This is a genomic window from Streptomyces sp. OfavH-34-F, from assembly GCF_022347745.1.
Lineage (GTDB): Bacteria > Actinomycetota > Actinomycetes > Streptomycetales > Streptomycetaceae > Streptomyces.
In genome coordinates this window covers 1-15,455 of sequence record NZ_JAKRGC010000145.1, presented here as the reverse complement: position 1 = coordinate 15,455, position 15,455 = coordinate 1, and the positions used below count along the sequence as shown (strand labels likewise).

General features: G+C 71.8%; 13 protein-coding genes. 7 read left to right on the top strand and 6 right to left on the bottom strand.

Annotated elements, in window-relative coordinates; translation table 11 throughout:
• The 4 genes from MHW47_RS20730 to MHW47_RS20715 form a co-directional block, all read right to left on the bottom strand.
• On the bottom strand, positions 1–921 hold a 921-nt coding region (locus tag MHW47_RS20730), incomplete at its 3' end, for an AfsR/SARP family transcriptional regulator (protein WP_239225276.1).
• 111 nt (positions 922–1,032) lie between these two features.
• The gene (locus MHW47_RS20725; protein ID WP_239225275.1) at positions 1,033–1,251 is read right to left on the bottom strand and encodes a DUF6458 family protein; all 219 of its coding nucleotides are present in this window, start codon (positions 1,249–1,251) and stop codon (positions 1,033–1,035) included.
• Between the two features lie 148 nt (positions 1,252–1,399).
• A complete protein-coding gene (locus MHW47_RS20720) occupies positions 1,400–2,698 on the bottom strand; it encodes a M18 family aminopeptidase (RefSeq protein WP_239225274.1) in 1,299 nt (432 codons plus the stop codon).
• A 129-nt stretch (positions 2,699–2,827) separates the two neighbouring features.
• Positions 2,828–4,654, bottom strand: coding sequence for an acyl-CoA dehydrogenase (locus MHW47_RS20715; protein WP_239225273.1), 1,827 nt, complete (start codon positions 4,652–4,654; stop codon positions 2,828–2,830).
• A 148-nt stretch (positions 4,655–4,802) separates the two neighbouring features.
• Here MHW47_RS20715 and MHW47_RS20710 point away from each other — a divergent pair, with 148 nt between their 5' ends.
• The 3 genes from MHW47_RS20710 (at position 4,803) to MHW47_RS20700 (ending at position 7,625) form a co-directional block, all read left to right on the top strand.
• Positions 4,803–5,255: an SseB family protein gene (locus MHW47_RS20710; protein WP_111329853.1), complete on the top strand. Its 453-nt coding sequence runs from the start codon at positions 4,803–4,805 to the stop codon at positions 5,253–5,255.
• Positions 5,256–5,453: 198 nt separating this feature from the next.
• On the top strand, positions 5,454–6,410 hold the full coding sequence (locus tag MHW47_RS20705; protein WP_239225272.1) for a pirin family protein: 957 nt from the start codon (positions 5,454–5,456) through the stop codon (positions 6,408–6,410).
• 150 nt (positions 6,411–6,560) lie between these two features.
• The gene (locus tag MHW47_RS20700) at positions 6,561–7,625 is read left to right on the top strand and encodes an AI-2E family transporter (protein ID WP_239225271.1); all 1,065 of its coding nucleotides are present in this window, start codon (positions 6,561–6,563) and stop codon (positions 7,623–7,625) included.
• On the opposite strand, the gene MHW47_RS20695 is transcribed toward MHW47_RS20700, so the two are convergent.
• Positions 7,622–9,766 (bottom strand): SpoIIE family protein phosphatase, encoded by a 2,145-nt coding sequence (locus tag MHW47_RS20695; RefSeq protein WP_239225270.1) that lies wholly within the window; start codon positions 9,764–9,766, stop codon positions 7,622–7,624. The two genes, MHW47_RS20700 and MHW47_RS20695, sit on opposite strands and share 4 nt — an antisense overlap.
• A 151-nt stretch (positions 9,767–9,917) precedes the next feature.
• On the opposite strand from MHW47_RS20695, the gene aspS reads away from it, so the two are divergent.
• The 4 genes from aspS to MHW47_RS20675 all read left to right on the top strand — a co-directional run bounded on the left by aspS (position 9,918) and on the right by MHW47_RS20675 (position 14,738).
• Complete coding sequence (aspS, locus tag MHW47_RS20690; RefSeq protein ID WP_239225269.1) at positions 9,918–11,699, top strand: aspartate--tRNA ligase; 1,782 nt, start codon at positions 9,918–9,920, stop codon at positions 11,697–11,699.
• 237 nt (positions 11,700–11,936) lie between these two features.
• Complete coding sequence (locus tag MHW47_RS20685) at positions 11,937–12,725, top strand: L,D-transpeptidase family protein (protein WP_239225268.1); 789 nt, start codon at positions 11,937–11,939, stop codon at positions 12,723–12,725.
• A 112-nt stretch (positions 12,726–12,837) separates the two neighbouring features.
• Positions 12,838–13,530 (top strand): response regulator transcription factor, encoded by a 693-nt coding sequence (locus MHW47_RS20680; RefSeq protein ID WP_239225267.1) that lies wholly within the window; start codon positions 12,838–12,840, stop codon positions 13,528–13,530.
• Positions 13,527–14,738: a cell wall metabolism sensor histidine kinase WalK gene (locus MHW47_RS20675; protein WP_239225266.1), complete on the top strand. Its 1,212-nt coding sequence runs from the start codon at positions 13,527–13,529 to the stop codon at positions 14,736–14,738. The genes MHW47_RS20680 and MHW47_RS20675 overlap by 4 nt, the downstream gene beginning before the upstream one ends.
• Here MHW47_RS20675 and MHW47_RS20670 read toward each other — a convergent pair.
• Positions 14,672–15,455: VWA domain-containing protein (locus MHW47_RS20670; RefSeq protein ID WP_239225265.1), on the bottom strand; the 784-nt coding region annotated here is incomplete at its 5' end. The genes MHW47_RS20675 and MHW47_RS20670 overlap by 67 nt on opposite strands.

Sequence of the window (15,455 nt, the reverse complement as noted above, 5' to 3'; positions counted from 1 at the left end):
GGGCGCGCCGGCGCCTCCCTGGAGCGCGGCCCCGGGTACAGGGGCGCCGCTTCCCGACGCGGTCGCGCCGGGCCCGTCGGCCGGGACGTCGGGCGCACCGGGGGCCGGCTCGGTGTCTGCGGCGGAGGGGCCGGGGCCGCCGGTCACCGCATCGGCGGGTTCCGCAGGGCGTACCGCGCCCCCTTCGCCCCGCAGGACGCGTGCATACGCGTCGGCCAGTTCACGGCCCGGATCGATGCCCAGTTCGTCGGCGAGCAGGCGGCGGGTGCGGTGGAAGCAGTCCAGCGCCTCGGACTGGCGCCCCGAGCGGTACAGGGCCGTCATCAGGCCCGCCGCCAGGGACTCGCGCATCGGGTGGGCGACCGACTCCGCGCGCAGGACCGCCGCCGCGCGGTGGTGCTCGCCCAGCTCCCCGTACGCCCGGGCCAGCTGCTCGACCGTCGAGAGCCGGGACTCCTCCAGGGCGTGGGCCGCCGCCTGCAAGGGGGCGCTGGCGTAGGTACCGGTGAGGGCGGGGCCCTGCCACAGGGACAGGGCCTCCTTCAGCATCAGCACCGTGTCCGCGGGGCTCCGCTGCTCGCGGGCCAGCATCAGCAGTTCCTCGAACCGCTGGGAGTCCAGCAGTGTCTCCGGCACGCGGAGCATGTAGGCGTCGCCGAGCGTCGCCAGCTCGACCCCGTACGCCTCCGCATCCGCGTCGACCAGCAGGGCGCGCAGCCGGGAGACGTGGCCCTGGATCACCGTCCGCGCGTGCAGCGGCGGTTCGTCGTCCCAGAGGCAGTCCGTCAGCCGGCCCATCGACACGGGGGTGTTGGCGTGCAGCAGCAGGGCCGCGAGCAGACTGCGGCGCTTGGCGGGGCCGAGTGGCAGCGGCCCGGTCAGCGTGTCCACGCAGACGGTGCCGAGCAGCCGGAACTCCACGAGCGGCTTCCCTTCCGGGTCTGACGCGCCCGGTGCCGGGTCACGGGCAAGGACCCAGAATATCGGGGATTCCGTCGCGGTGTTCCGGGGGTGTGGCCGGATCGCACCCGGTCACAGATGCCGTTCGTCGTCGGAGACCACCGTCGTGGTGGGCGGTACGACCATGCGCCGGCGTCGGATCACGCTCGCGTAGACGCACACACCGATGATGCCGACGATCATCATGATCCAGCCGACCAGATCGACGTTGACGCTGTCCATGTGCCAGTCGGTCGCGAAGGCCAGGATCGCCCCCGCGCCGATGAGGATGATGCATCCTCCGAGTCCCATGAGTCCCGCCTCCTCGGCGGCCCGGCACCTCCGGGCCGTGTACGGAGCGCGTACCCTGCGCGGCAACGAGCATGCGCGGGACGCCGGTTGGCGGGTGGCGCGGGCCGGGCCGGAGCCCGGCCCGGCCCCCGGCATCCGCCGCCTTCCGTCAGCCCTTCAGGAATGCCGCCAGGGCGTTCGCCAGCAGGTACGGGTCGTCCGCACCGCAGAGTTCGCGGGCGCTGTGCATGGACAGGATGGCGACGCCGATGTCCACGGTCTTGATGCCGTGGCGCGCGGCGGTGATGGGGCCGATCGTCGTGCCGCAGGGCATCGCGTTGTTGGAGACGAACGTCTGCCACGGCACGCCCGCCTTCTCGCAGGCCGCGGCGAACACGGAGCGGCCGGCGCCGTCCGTCGAGTACCGCATGTTGACGTTGACCTTGAGGATGGGCCCGCCGTTGAGCACCGGGTGGTGCGTGGGGTCGTGGCGCTCCGCGTAGTTGGGGTGGACCGCGTGGCCGGTGTCGGACGAGAGGCAGACCGTGCCGGCGAAGGCGCGGGAGCGGTCCTCGTAACCGCCGCCCCGGGCGAAGACCGACCGCTCCAGGACCGTGCCGAGCAGCGGGCCGTCCGCGCCGGTGTCCGACTGCGAGCCGTTCTCCTCGTGGTCGAAGGCGGCCATCACCGGGATGTACGGCAGGTCGGCGTCGGACTCCCCCGCCACCGCGGCGAGCGCCGCGGTCGCCGCGTGCACCGAGAGCAGGTTGTCCATGCGCGGACCGGCCACCAGCTCGCGGTCGCGGCCCAGGTAGGACGGCGGCTCGACGGGGTGCGGCATCAGGTCCCAGCCGGTGATGTCCTCGGCGTCGACGCCGACCTCATCGGCGACGAACCGGATGAGGTCGCCCTCCTCGACGTCCCCGAGGCCCCAGATGGGCTGCATGTGCTTCTGCCGGTCCAGCTTGAGCCCGTCGCTGTTGACCGACCGGTCCAGGTGCACGGCGAGCTGGGGGACACGCAGCAGCGGCCGGTCGATGGAGACCAGCCGGTCCGTGCCCCCTCGGAGCGAGATCCGGCCGGCGAGACCGAGGTCGCGATCCAGCCAGGTGTTGAGCAGGGTGCCGCCGTAGATCTCCACGGCGATCTGGCGCCAGCCGTACGCTCCGGTGTCGGGCAGTGGCTTGACCCGGAGGTTCGGCGAGTCGGTGTGCGCGCCGACGATCCGGAACGGCGTGTGCGCCCCGGCGCCCTCCGGCACGTACCAGGCGACGATCGCGCCACCGCGCAGAACGTACTTGCCACCCGTGGTTCCGTCCCAGGCCGCGGTCTCCTCCACCTGCCGGAATCCGGCCTTCTCCAGTCGCGCGGCGGCGGTCGCCACGGCGTGGTACGGGGAGGGGGAGGCCATCAGGAAGGCCATCAGATCGTCGGTGTGCCCGCGGTCGAAGCGGGGGGAGGAACTCATGTTCTTCACTGTAGCCAGACGTGGCCGAAAGGATTCCCCGTCGCCCCTGGCCGGCCCCGGGCATCATCCGGCCGCCGCCGCCCGGACGGGGGTCCGGGCGGCGGCGGCCGTGAGGTGTGCGGAAGGGGCTCAGAACGCGGCTTCGTCGAGCTCCATCAGCGAGTTGTCGACGGACTCGGCGAGCGCGCGCTCGGCACCAACGCCGGGCAGGATGTTCGCGGCGAAGAACTTCGCGGCGGCGATCTTGCCCTGGTAGAAGGGGACGTCCTTCGCGGAGGCCGTGGGCAGCTTCTCGGCGGCCACCGCGGCGCCCTTGAGCAGCAGGTAGCCGACGACGACATCGCCGGAGGCCAGCAGCAGGCGGGTGGTGTTGAGGCCCACCTTGTAGATGTTCTTGACGTCCTCGCCGGTGGCGGTGAGGTCGGTGATCATCGTGCCGACGATCGCCTCCAGGTCCACCGCGGCCTTGGCGAGGCTGTCCAGCGCGCCGGACAGCTCCTCGTGGTCCTGGGCACCCGCGAGGAACTTCTTGATCTCCTCGGAGAGCGCGTTGAGCGAGACGCCCTGGTCGCGGACGATCTTCCGGAAGAAGAAGTCCTGGCCCTGGATCGCCGTCGTGCCCTCGTACAGGGTGTCGATCTTGGCGTCGCGGATGTACTGCTCGACCGGGTACTCCTGGAGGTACCCGGAGCCGCCGAACGTCTGGAGCGACTGCGCCAGCTGCTCGTAGGACTTCTCGGAGCCGTAGCCCTTGACGATCGGCAGGAGCAGGTCGTTGAGGCCGTGCAGCGCCTTGGCGTCCTCGCCCGCGGCCTCCTTCTCCTGGATCGCGTCCTGGACGGAGGCGGTGTAGAGGACGAGGGCGCGCATGCCCTCGGCGTACGCCTTCTGCGTCATGAGCGAGCGGCGCACGTCGGGGTGGTGCGTGATGGTGACCTTGGGCGCCGTCTTGTTCATGAACTCGGACAGGTCCGTGCCCTGGACGCGCTCCTTGGCGTACTCCAGCGCGTTGAGGTAGCCCGTGGAGAGCGTGGCGATGGCCTTCGTGCCGACCATCATGCGGGCGAACTCGATGATGCGGAACATCTGGCGGATGCCGTCGTGCTTGTCGCCGACGAGCCAGCCCTTGGCCGGGTGGCGGTCGCCGAACGTCATCTCGCAGGTGTTGGAGGCCTTGAGACCCATCTTGTGCTCGACGTTCGTCGCGTAGACGCCGTTGCGCTCGCCCAGCTCGCCGGTGGTCCAGTCGAAGTGGTACTTCGGGACCAGGAAGAGGGAGAGGCCCTTGGTGCCCGGTCCGGCGCCCTCGGGGCGGGCCAGCACGTAGTGGAGGATGTTCTCCGACATGTCGTGCTCACCCGAGGTGATGAAGCGCTTCACGCCCTCGATGTGCCAGGAGCCGTCCTCCTGCTCGACGGCCTTCGTGCGGCCCGCGCCGACGTCGGAGCCGGCGTCCGGCTCGGTCAGCACCATCGTGGAGCCCCACTGCTTCTCGACGGCGATCTCGGCGATCTTCTTCTGCGCCTCGTTGCCCTCCTCGAAGAGGATGCCGGCGAACGCGGGACCGGAGGAGTACATCCACACGGCCGGGTTGGCGCCGAGCAGCAGCTCCGCGTAGCCCCAGATCAGGGAGCGGGGCGAGGTGGTGCCGCCGATCTCCTCGGGCAGGCCCAGACGCCAGTACTCGGAGTCCATGAACGCCTGGTACGACTTCTTGAAGGAGTCGGGGACCGGCGCGGTGTTGGTCTCCGGGTCGAAGACCGGCGGGTTGCGGTCGGCGTCGGCGTAGGAGTCGGCGAGCTCGTTCTCGGCGAGACGGGCGATCTCCTCGAGGATGCTCTTCGCCGTGTCGACGTCCATCTCCGCGAACGGTCCGGTGCCGTACAGCTTGTCCCGCCCGAGCACCTCGAACAGGTTGAACTCGATGTCGCGGAGATTCGACTTGTAGTGCCCCATGGGAAGGCTCCGTAATCAATAGCAGTGGCGCGCAGCGCCCCGTGGAGGGGTGGCCCGGACGTATCAGCTGACCTCTACGATGATGCTACCCGTCAGTAATAAGGCGCAACCCCTCAAGCCCTACATGTGGCCGATTACTCTTTGTCCCATGTACGGCTACGACCAGAACCAGGGTGCGCAGCAGCCTATGCAGCAGCCGATGGGGGGCGGCTACGGCGAGCAGCCGCTGTACCCGGAGCCCTCGCCGCCCTCGCTGGGCGACGCGGTACGGGCCTTCACGACCGGCTCGCTGTCCGCCGAGGACTTCCAGCAGATCTTCGCCACGTCGAAGGTCTACTGCCCGCGCGGCGACAACCCCGGGTTCCTGGCGCTGCACAACACCCAGCAGCCCGTGATCCCGATGTTCACCACGCTCAAGGAGCTGCGGCTGTACGCGGGCAAGGAGTCCAAGTACTTCGTGATCACCGGCGCCGAGGTGATCGACCTGCTGCCCACCGGCTACGGCTTCGTCCTGGACATGGAGGGCGAGCACCGGATCGTGTTCGACGCCAAGGCCGTCGAACAGATGGTCGATTTCGCGATGCGTCGCATGTACGGCTGACCGCCGCGGGGCGGCAGCCTCCCGAAGACCTTTCGTAGGGGTCCGTACCACTGCCGGTACGGACCCCTTCCGGCTGTCCGGGCCCTTGGGAGGGCCCGTTTGGGGGGTCCGGGAGCGGCGCGGGAATGGGTGACCCCTTGCGGGATGTTCACCATTCAACTAAATTGGCCGCAGAACACTCCCCCGGAGGTGGCTTCCATGCCCGCAGTGACCGTCGAGAACCCGCTGACCCTGCCCAAGGTGGCCGCTTCCGGCGACGCCGCGGCCCGTCCCGTGCTCGCCGTGACCACGGCGCCGAGCGGCTTCGAGGGCGAGGGCTTCCCGGTCCGCCGCGCCTTCGCGGGGATCAACTACAAGTACCTCGACCCGTTCATCATGATGGACCAGATGGGTGAGGTGGAGTACGCGGCCGGCGAGCCGAAGGGGACCCCCTGGCACCCGCACCGCGGCTTCGAGACCGTCACGTACCTGATCGACGGGACCTTCGTGCACCGCGACTCCAACGGGGGCGGCGGCACCATCCAGAACGGCGACACCCAGTGGATGACCGCGGGCAGCGGGCTGCTCCACATCGAGGCGCCGCCGGAGTCCCTCGTCATGTCGGGCGGCCTCTTCCACGGCCTCCAGCTGTGGGTGAACCTGCCGAAGGCCGACAAGATGATGGCCCCGCGCTACCAGGACATCCGCGGCGGCCAGGTCCAGCTCCTCGCCTCCCCGGACGGCGGCGCGCTGCTCCGGGTCATCGCCGGTGAGCTGGACGGCCACGAGGGCCCCGGCATCACGCACACCCCCATCACGATGATCCACGCCACCGTCCGCCCCGGTGCCGAGGTGACGCTGCCCTGGCGCGAGGACTTCAACGGCCTCGCGTACGTGCTCGCCGGGCGCGGCTCCGTCGGCGCGGAGCGCCGGCCGGTCCACATGGGGCAGACCGCCGTCTTCGGCACCGGCTCCTCGCTGACCGTGCGCGCGGACGAGAAGCAGGACGGACACACCCCGGACCTGGAGGTCGTCCTCCTCGGCGGCCGTCCCATCCGCGAGCCGATGGCGCACTACGGGCCGTTCGTGATGAACAGCCAGGCCGAACTGAAGCAGGCCTTCGAGGACTTCCAGGCCGGCCGCCTCGGCACCGTGCCCGCCGTCCACGGCATGTGACCCGCGACCGGGCCCGAGCCGCCACCGCGCGGCCCGGGCCCGGCTCCGTCCGCTCCGGTTTGATTCGCTCCGGTTTCGCGGTGTGACACCCCGTCACCCGGACGGCGGCGCGGGCGGGACAGCGCTGCCGGGGCGTGATCGGCTGGCAGGGTGCAGACCCCCAAGCCCCTCCTGCCGGACGGCGCCCGGCGGACCGCCGCCTGGTGCGGCGTCGTCCTGCTGGTCACCGGCGTCGCCGCCGTCGCCGTCTGGCTGTGCGTCATCTTCAAGACCGCCGTCACCCCGGTGCTGCTCGCCCTGCTCGGTACGGCGCTGCTCGGTCCCGTCCACCGCCGGATGACCGCCCACGGCGTCAACCGCTCGGCGGCCGCCGGGGTCACCTGCGCGCTCCTGCTCGCCGTGGTCGGCGGCGCCGGATACATCGTGGTCTCCGCGCTCATCGATACCGGCGACCAGATCGTGGCGTCGCTCAAGGAGGCCGGGCAGTGGGTCGTCGACCACTTCGACGTCGCCGACGGCATGGACGTCAACGATCTGGAGGCCAACGGCCGGAAGCTCGTCGGGAAGTTCGGCGCGAGCGCGGCGGGCGGCCTGCTCACCGGGATCAGCCTCATCGGCTCGCTCATCGCCACCAGCGTCCTCGCGCTGCTGCTGACCTTCTTCTTCCTGCGCGACTCCGACCGGGCCGCCCGCCTCGCCCACTCCGTCGCCCCGCGCGGCACGGGTGACATGGTCGAGGCGATGGGGCGGCGGGCCTTCGAGGCCGTCGAGGGCTTCATGCGCGGGACGACGCTCATCGCCCTGATCGACGCCGTCTGCATCACGATCGGGCTGCTGATCCTGCGGGTGCCCGGCGCGGTGGGGCTCGGTGCGCTGGTGCTCGTCGGCGCCTACATCCCGTACCTCGGCGCGTTCATCTCCGGGGCGGTCGCCGTGCTGGTGGCCCTCGCGGACCGGGGTTTCGTGATCGCGCTCTGGGCGCTCGGCGTCGTCCTCGCCGTGCAGGTGCTGGAGGGTCACATCCTCCAGCCGATGATTCAGAGCCGTACGGTCCAGATGCACCCCGCGATGATCCTCATCGCGCTGACGGCGGGCGCGAGCGTGGCGGGCATCCTCGGCATGCTGCTCGCGGTCCCGCTGTGCGCGGCGGCCTTCGGCATCATCGGCGAACTCCGCAGGGCCGGCGCCGCGCCGCAGGACGGGGACACGCCCTAGACGCCGTCCGGCTCCTCGAAGGCGTCCAGGTCCGGGACGGCCGGCTCCGACTGCTCGCCCTCGTTCAGCTCGAACCAGATCGACTTGCCCGCGCCCTGCGGATCGACGCCCCACTTGTGCGCCAGCATCTCCATCAGGACCAGGCCCCGGCCGCTGGACGCCAGCTCGCCCGGCCGGCGCTTGTGCGGCAGCTCGTCGCTGCCGTCGGCCACGTCCACCCGCAGGCACCGCTCGCCGGGCGTCCCGGTCGCCTGGGCGACCATCAGCGCGTCCCCGTCCGTGTGGACCAGCACATTCGTGGCCACCTCGGAGAGCAGCAGCACCGCCGCGTCCACCTGATCGGGGTCCGCCCAGTCGTGCAGCAGCTCCCGCAGGAGCCGGCGGGCCGCCGAGATCCGCTCCGGTTCCGCCTGGGCGATGGTGAGCGCGGTCCGCCGGGACACGGACGGCGGCGTGAGGGTCGCGTCCCGGCGCAGCAGCAGGACCGCCACGTCGTCCTCGCGCCGGTCGGCGAGCGGGCCCGTCGTGTAGTGCGAACCCGGCCCGTGCACGGCCTGCACCAGCGCGTCCGCCAGTTTCTCCAGGTCGCCGGTGTGCCGCTCCAGGATCGGCCGCAGCCGGACCCAGCCGGTCGCGAGGTCGTGGCCGCCGGTCTCGATCAGCCCGTCCGTGCACAGCATGATCGTCTCCCCGGCCTCCAGCACGACCCGGGTCGTCGGGTAGTCCGCGTCCGCCTCCACGCCCAGCGGCAGCCCGCCCTCGGTCTGCCGGATCACGGCGGTGCCGTCCGCCGTCATCACCACGGGGTCCGGGTGGCCGGCCCGGGCGATCTCCAGCGCGCCGGTCTCCGGGTCGGCCTCCGCGTACAGGCAGGTCGCGAACCGGGCGGCCGAAGCTTCGTCGTCGTCGCCGGGGGTGGTGAGCCCGGACAGGAAGCGCGAGGCGCGGGCCAGCACCGCGTCGGGACGGTGCCCCTCGGAGGCGTACGCGCGCAGCGCGATCCGGAGCTGGCCCATCAGCCCGGCCGCCCGTACGTCGTGCCCCTGGACGTCGCCGATGACGAGGGCGATGCGGCCGTTGGGCAACGGGATCAGGTCGTACCAGTCGCCGCCGATCTGGAGGCCGCCGCCGGTCGGCACATAGCGCGCCGCCACGGTCATGCCCGGGATGTCGGGGCCGAGCGAGGGCATCATCGTGCGCTGGAGGCCCAGCGACAGCTCCCGCTCGGTGTCGGCGGCGCCCGCCCTGGCCAGCGCCTGGGCGAGCATCCGGGCCACGGTCGTCAGCACCGACCGCTCGTCCGGCGTGAACGACACCGGGTGCCGGAACCCGGCCATCCAGGTGCCCATCGTGCGCCCGGACACGATCAGCGGCAGAAAGGCCCAGGAACGGCGGCCGAACCGCCGGGCGAGCGGCCAGGTGGCGGGGTAGCGCTCGCGGTAGTCGTCCGGGGTGGGCAGATAGATCGCCCGGCCGGTCCGGACGACCTCGGCCGCCGGGTAGTCCGTGTCCAGCGACATGTCCGTGAAGGGGCTCTCGTCACCCAGGCTGTGCCCGTGCTGGCCGACGATGGTCAGCCGCTCGCCCTCGACGCCGAAGACCGCCAGGCCGTCCGGGGAGAAGCCGGGCATGGAGAGCGAGTAGACGACCCGCAGCACCTCCGTGGTGGACCCCGCCTCGGCCAGGGCCCGCCCCGCGTCCAGCAGGAACGCCTCGCGGGAGCGCCGCCAGTCGCCGGTGATCGCGGTGTGCGCCCCCTCGGTGCCGGGCGAGGGCTCGGCGACCTCCTGGAGGGTGCCGATGAAGACGTAGTAGGTCTTGCCGCTCTGCGCCGCCGCGCCGCTCGGGACCGGCTTGGAGCGGCTGCGCACGGTCCGCAGGACCCGGCCGCTGCCGTCCACGATCCGCAGTTGGGCCTCGGCGAGGGTGCCTTCCGCCACGGCGAGGCCGATCACCCCGGAGATCTCGTTCCAGTCGACCGGATGGAAGCGGGCGCGGACCTCGGACTCGCGGAAGACACCGGGCTCCGGGGGCAGCTCCAGCAGACGGGCGGCCGCCGCGTCGAGCGTGACCGTCCCCGCTGCGTTGTCCCAGCACCACAGCCCGGTCCCGGTTGCGGCCAGCACATCCTCGGTGCGCATTGCCCCACTTTAAACCGGCATGGGGGTCAAGGGCAGCGGTGCGGCCCCGGGGACGATCTTGACCCGGACAATGACAATGAAACGCCGCGGTCGCGGGCGGTAGCCTGGGAGGGCTGAATTCTCCCCAACCGCGAAGACTGGATGAACGACGATGCATCGGTACAGGTCCCACACCTGCGGCGAGCTCCGCGCCTCTGACGTCGGCACCGACGTCCGGCTGAGCGGCTGGCTGCACAATCGCCGAGACCTGGGCGGCATCCTCTTCATCGATCTCCGCGACCACTACGGCCTGGTCCAGCTCGTCGCCCGGCCCGGCACCCCGGGCAACGAGGCGCTGGCGAAGCTGACCAAGGAGACCGTCGTCCGCATCGACGGCAAGGTCTCCGCGCGCGGCGAGGAGAACGTCAACCCCGAGCTGCCGACCGGCGAGATCGAGATCGAGGTCTCCGAGGTCGAGGTGCTGGGCGAGGCCGGCCCGCTGCCCTTCACGATCAACGCCGAGGACGGCGTGAACGAGGAGCGGCGCCTGGAGTACCGCTTCCTGGACCTGCGCCGCGAGCGCATGCACCGCAACATCATGCTGCGCTCCGCCGTGATCGCCTCGATCCGCTCCAAGATGGTGGCCCTCGGCTTCAACGAGATGGCGACGCCGATCCTCACCGCGACTTCGCCCGAGGGCGCCCGCGACTTCGTCGTCCCGTCCCGGCTGAACCCTGGCAAGTTCTACGCGCTGCCGCAGGCCCCGCAGCAGTTCAAGCAGCTGCTGATGATCTCGGGCTTCGACCGCTACTTCCAGATCGCGCCCTGCTTCCGCGACGAGGACGCCCGCGCCGACCGGTCGCCCGGCGAGTTCTACCAGCTCGACGTCGAGATGTCCTTCGTCGAGCAGGAGGACGTCTTCCAGCCGATCGAGAAGCTCATGACCGAGCTGTTCGAGGAGTTCGGCAACGGCCGCCACGTCACCTCGCCGTTCCCGCGCATCCCGTTCCGCGAGTCGATGCTCAAGTACGGCAACGACAAGCCCGACCTGCGTGCCAAGCTGGAGCTGGTCGACATCTCCGACGTCTTCGCGGACTCGGAGTTCAAGGCGTTCGCCGGCAAGCACGTCCGTGCCCTTCCGGTGCCGGACACGGCGGGCCAGTCCCGCAAGTTCTTCGACGGCCTCGGCGAGTACGCCGTGGAGCACGGCGCCAAGGGCCTGGCCTGGGTCCGCGTCGGCGAGGACGGCACGCTGGCCGGTCCGATCGCCAAGTTCCTCACCGAGACCGACGTCAAGACGCTCACCGAGCGGCTGTCGCTGGTCCCCGGCCACGCCGTTTTCTTCGGCGCCGGCGAGTTCGACGAGGTCTCCAAGATCATGTCCGCCGTCCGCGTCGAGGCCGCCAAGCGCGCCGGCCACTTCGAGGAGGGCGTCTTCCGGTTCTGCTGGGTCGTGGACTTCCCGATGTACGAGAAGGACGAGGAGACCGGCCGGATCGACTTCTCGCACAACCCCTTCTCGATGCCCCAGGGCGGTCTCAAGGACCTGGAGGAGAAGGACCCGCTGGACATCCTCGCCTGGCAGTACGACATCGTCTGCAACGGCATCGAGCTGTCCTCCGGCGCCATCCGGAACCACGAGCCCGAGCTGATGATCAAGGCGTTCGAGATCGCGGGCTACGACCGCGAGACGGTGGAGCGCGAGTTCGCGGGCATGCTCAGGGCGTTCCGCCTCGGCGCCCCGCCGCACGGCGGCATCGCGCCGGGTGTCGACCGCATCGTGATGCTGCTGGCCGACGAGCCGAACATCCGCGAGACCATCGCCTTCCCGCTGAACGGCAACGCCCAGGACCTGATGATGGGCGCGCCCACCGTTCTGGAGGAGACCCGGCTGCGCGAACTGAACATCCAGCTCCGCAAGCCGGCCGCGCCCGCGAAGGACGCCCAGAAGTAGCAGCACACCCGGAGGAACGGCACCACGTTTCTCCGGACGCTGTTTCACGTGAAACAGCCCCCGGCCCGCCAGCGGTCGGGGGCTGTTCGTGTGACGGGCCGCGATCGGTTCCGATTAAGCACATGAATCACCTGAACAGCTACGTCCGGATGGACCGCTCCCCGGATTGGGCGGCTTCGCGGGCGGCAATGACTGGGTGGGCCGACACCGGAGCACCGACCCGCTGAGGAGCCCGCCGTGCCCGTGCCCCCTTCGCGCGCACCCCTGCGACTGCCGCACGCCGTCTGCTCACTGGTCCTGCTGGCGCTGGTCGCCGGCTGCGGGGTGGCCGGCCCCGCCGGCACGGGGACGGACGGTGCTGCCCCGGATAGGGTGCCGGCCAGCGGCGTACCGGGGCCGCCCGGAGCCCTCGCGGCCTCGCCGCAGCCCACGGAGATCCCCGGCCTGGGGCCCCGGACCCGGGCGGCGATCCCGGCCGGTGCGCGGCAGGCGTTCGTCGTGACCGGGGACTCCCCGGACTCCAACCGTTCGACCGCCGTGCTCTACACCCGCGACGGCCCCACGGGTCCGGGCTGGCGGCCCTCGCTGGGGCCCTGGCCGGCGCACAACGCCCTGAACGGCTGGACCGACGAGCACCTGGAGGGCGATCTGCGCTCCCCGGTGGGCGTCTTCACCCTCACCGCCGCCGGGGGCCGCCTCGCACCCCCGCCGACGGCGCTTCCGTACGACCTGAGCCCTGCCTTCGCCGTGACGGGCGACGGCTTCCACGGCGAACCGCTGGAGGGCTCCTTCGACTACGTCGTCGCCATCGACTACAACCGCGTCCCGGGCACCTCCCCGCTCGACCCCACCCGTCCCCTCGGCCCGGAGCGCGGCGGGGGCATCTGGATTCATGTGGACCACGGGGGCCCGACCCAGGGCTGCGTATCGGTCACCGAGGAGCGGATGCGGCAGCTCCTCGGCGCGCTGGACCCGGCTCTGGCACCCGTCGTCGTGATGGGGGACGCGGAGTCGCTGAGCCGCTGAGCTGCTCCGGCCGCGCCCGGAATCCGGGGTGCGCGAACTCCGCCCCTGCCGCACCGAGCAGGCATCCTGGGAGGGAGCTGACACGCGTGCCACGAGGGCAGGGGACATCACGATGCGGGTACTGGTCGCCGAGGACGAGGAAATCCTCGCGGAGCTGGTCGCCACCGGGCTGCGGCGGGCCGGCTTCGCCGTCGACACCGTCTACAGCGGCGACGCCGCCCAGGCGTACCTCGGGCTGCACGACTACGACGTGGTCGTTCTCGACCGCGACCTGCCCCGGGTGCACGGCGACGACGTGGCCCGTGAGCTGGTCGCCTCCGGTTCCCGGACCAGGATTCTGATGCTCACGGCCGCCGCTTCCACGGAGGACCGGGTCGCCGGGCTCGACCTGGGCGCCGACGACTATCTCAGCAAGCCGTTCGAGTTCCCCGAACTGGTCTCGCGCGTCCGGGCCCTGCGGCGGCGCACCGCCCGGCCCGTGCCGCCGCAGCTGGAGCGGTACGGCATCCGGCTCGACACCGTGCGGCGGTCGGCGAGCCGGGACGGGCGGGAACTGGACCTGTCGCCCAAGGAGTTCACCGTGCTCCAGCTGCTCCTGGAGGCGGACGGCGGGACGGTCGGCGTCGAGGAGCTGCTGGAGCGGGCCTGGGACGCCAACGCCGCCCCCTCGCCGGGCGCTCCGCTCCGTCCGACCAGGGAGATGCCCTATTCCGGGGTGGTCGTGGACTGCGTGGGCACGCTGTGCGAGAAGCTCGGCGAGCCGGCCGTGATCCGCACCGTCCAGGGCGTGGGGTACGCGCTGTGAAGCGGCCGGCCAGGCTGGCGCACTCCACGATCCGGACCCGCATCGCCCTCGTCTACGGCGGGGTCTTCCTCATCCTGGGCACGGCCCTGCTCGCCACCGTCAACCTGGCCTCCCGGGCCGGCACCGACTCGCAGGCCCGGGCCATCGCCGAGACCGCCGCCGTGGTCCAGCCCGGTTACGCCGTGAACGGCCCGCTCGTCAGCCGCCACCGGCTCGGTCCGCCGACCGTCTACGACCTCACCGACCACGTCAGCGACGCGGCCGGCCACCAACTGCTCATCTGGTCGGCGGCGGCCCTGCTCGTGATGACGGGCTGCGCGGTGGGCGTCGGCTGGTGGACGGCCGGCCGGGTGCTGCGGCCCGTGCACGCCATGACCGCCAAGGCGCGCAAGCTCTCCGCGCACACCCTCCACGAGCGGATCGCCTCCACCGGGCCCGACGACGAGCTGAAGGAGCTGGGCGACACGCTGGACGCGCTGCTGGCCCGGCTGGAGAAGGCGTTCGACAGCCAGCGGCGGTTCATCGCCAACGCCTCCCACGAACTGCGCACCCCGCTGGCCACCCAGCGCGCGGCGATCCAGATCGGCCTGGAGGACCCGACGCCGGAGGATCTCGTCCGCACCCGGCAGACGCTCCTGGACAACAACCGGCGCAGTGAACGGCTCATCGACGGGCTGCTCGTCCTGGCGCGCAGCGAGCGAGGGCTCGACAAGGGTGAGCGGGAGCCGGTGGATCTGGCGCGGGTGGTGGCCGAGGAAGCGGCCCCCCATCCGGGGGTGCGGCTGGACACCCGGCCCTGCCCGGTGCGCGGCAACCGGCAGTTGCTGGCCCAGCTGGTGGCGAACCTGCTGGCCAACGCGGTGACGTACAACGTGCCGGACGGGAGCGTGTCGGTGTCGGCGGTCCCGGTCGGCGGCGGGGTGCTCCTGGAGGTCCGCAACACGGGGCCCGTGGTGGAGGCGGCGGACATCCCCGGCCTCTTCGAGCCGTTCCGCCGGGGCGAGGGCCGGGACCGGATGGGGCCGGGTTCGGGCCTCGGCCTGTCGATCGTGCGGTCGATCGCGATGGCCCACGACGGTACGGTCACGGCGGTGCCGGGCCCGGAGGGCGGGCTCGCCGTGACCGTACGTCTGCCGGCCGGTCAGGAACCGTCGGCCGTGCCGCGCCCGGCGATCCAGGCGGGGAGTGCCGCGAGCAGTTCGCGGTAGAACACGGTGTCCGCGACCTCGCGGGGGGCGGGGCCGGCGTGGAAGAAGCCGGTGTTCGGGGCGTCCAGCTTGCGCAGGAAGTCGAAGCCCTTGGCGTCCTTCTCGCCGAACGCGACGAACTGGAAGAACAGCGGCAGCCCGGCCGCCTCGTCCAGCGCCTGGCGGGCGGCCTGACGGGCGTCAGGCGGGCCGTCCGTCTGGAACACGACCAGGGCGGGGCCGGTCGAGCCGGACGCCTTGTAGTGCGCGACGACCTCCTCGACCGCGCGGTGGTAGTTGGTCCGGCCGAGCCGGCCGAGACCCGCGTTCAGCTCGTCGACCCGGCCCTCGTGGCCGTCGAGGCCGACCGTGCCGGTGCCGTCGATCTCCGTCGAGAAGAACACGACCTGCACGGTGGCGTTCTCGTCGAGGTGCGCGGCGAGCGCGAGGGTGCGGTCGCCGAGGTGCTGGGCGCTGCCGTCCTTGTAGAAGGGCCGCATGGAGCCGGAGCGGTCCAGGACCAGGTAGACGGTGGCCCGCAGCCCGGTCAGCCCGTGCGCCTTCAGTCCGGCCTGCGCCGCCTTGTACGGTCCGGCCAGCTCGGGCGCCCGCGCCTTGACCTTGGCGAGGGACAGCGCGGGCTTCCCCGCCGGGGCGGCCGGAGCGGCGGGGGCGGCCGGGGCCGCCGCGGGCTCGGGCTCCGGGTCGATGTCGATGGTGATCGCCGCGGGCACGTCG

Excerpts from the sequence above, each read along its gene's own strand:
- MHW47_RS20680 (WP_239225267.1), top strand. The coding sequence starts at position 12,838 with ATGCGGGTACTGGTCGCCGAGGACGAGGAAATCCTCGCGGAGCTGGTC.
- MHW47_RS20725 (WP_239225275.1), bottom strand. The coding sequence starts at position 1,251 with ATGGGACTCGGAGGATGCATCATCCTCATCGGCGCGGGGGCGATCCTG.
- MHW47_RS20695 (WP_239225270.1), bottom strand. The coding sequence starts at position 9,766 with ATGCGCACCGAGGATGTGCTGGCCGCAACCGGGACCGGGCTGTGGTGC.
- MHW47_RS20710 (WP_111329853.1), top strand. The coding sequence starts at position 4,803 with ATGTACGGCTACGACCAGAACCAGGGTGCGCAGCAGCCTATGCAGCAG.
- MHW47_RS20720 (WP_239225274.1), bottom strand. The coding sequence starts at position 2,698 with ATGAGTTCCTCCCCCCGCTTCGACCGCGGGCACACCGACGATCTGATG.
- aspS (WP_239225269.1), top strand. The coding sequence starts at position 9,918 with ATGCATCGGTACAGGTCCCACACCTGCGGCGAGCTCCGCGCCTCTGAC.
- MHW47_RS20705 (WP_239225272.1), top strand. The coding sequence starts at position 5,454 with ATGCCCGCAGTGACCGTCGAGAACCCGCTGACCCTGCCCAAGGTGGCC.
- MHW47_RS20715 (WP_239225273.1), bottom strand. The coding sequence starts at position 4,654 with ATGGGGCACTACAAGTCGAATCTCCGCGACATCGAGTTCAACCTGTTC.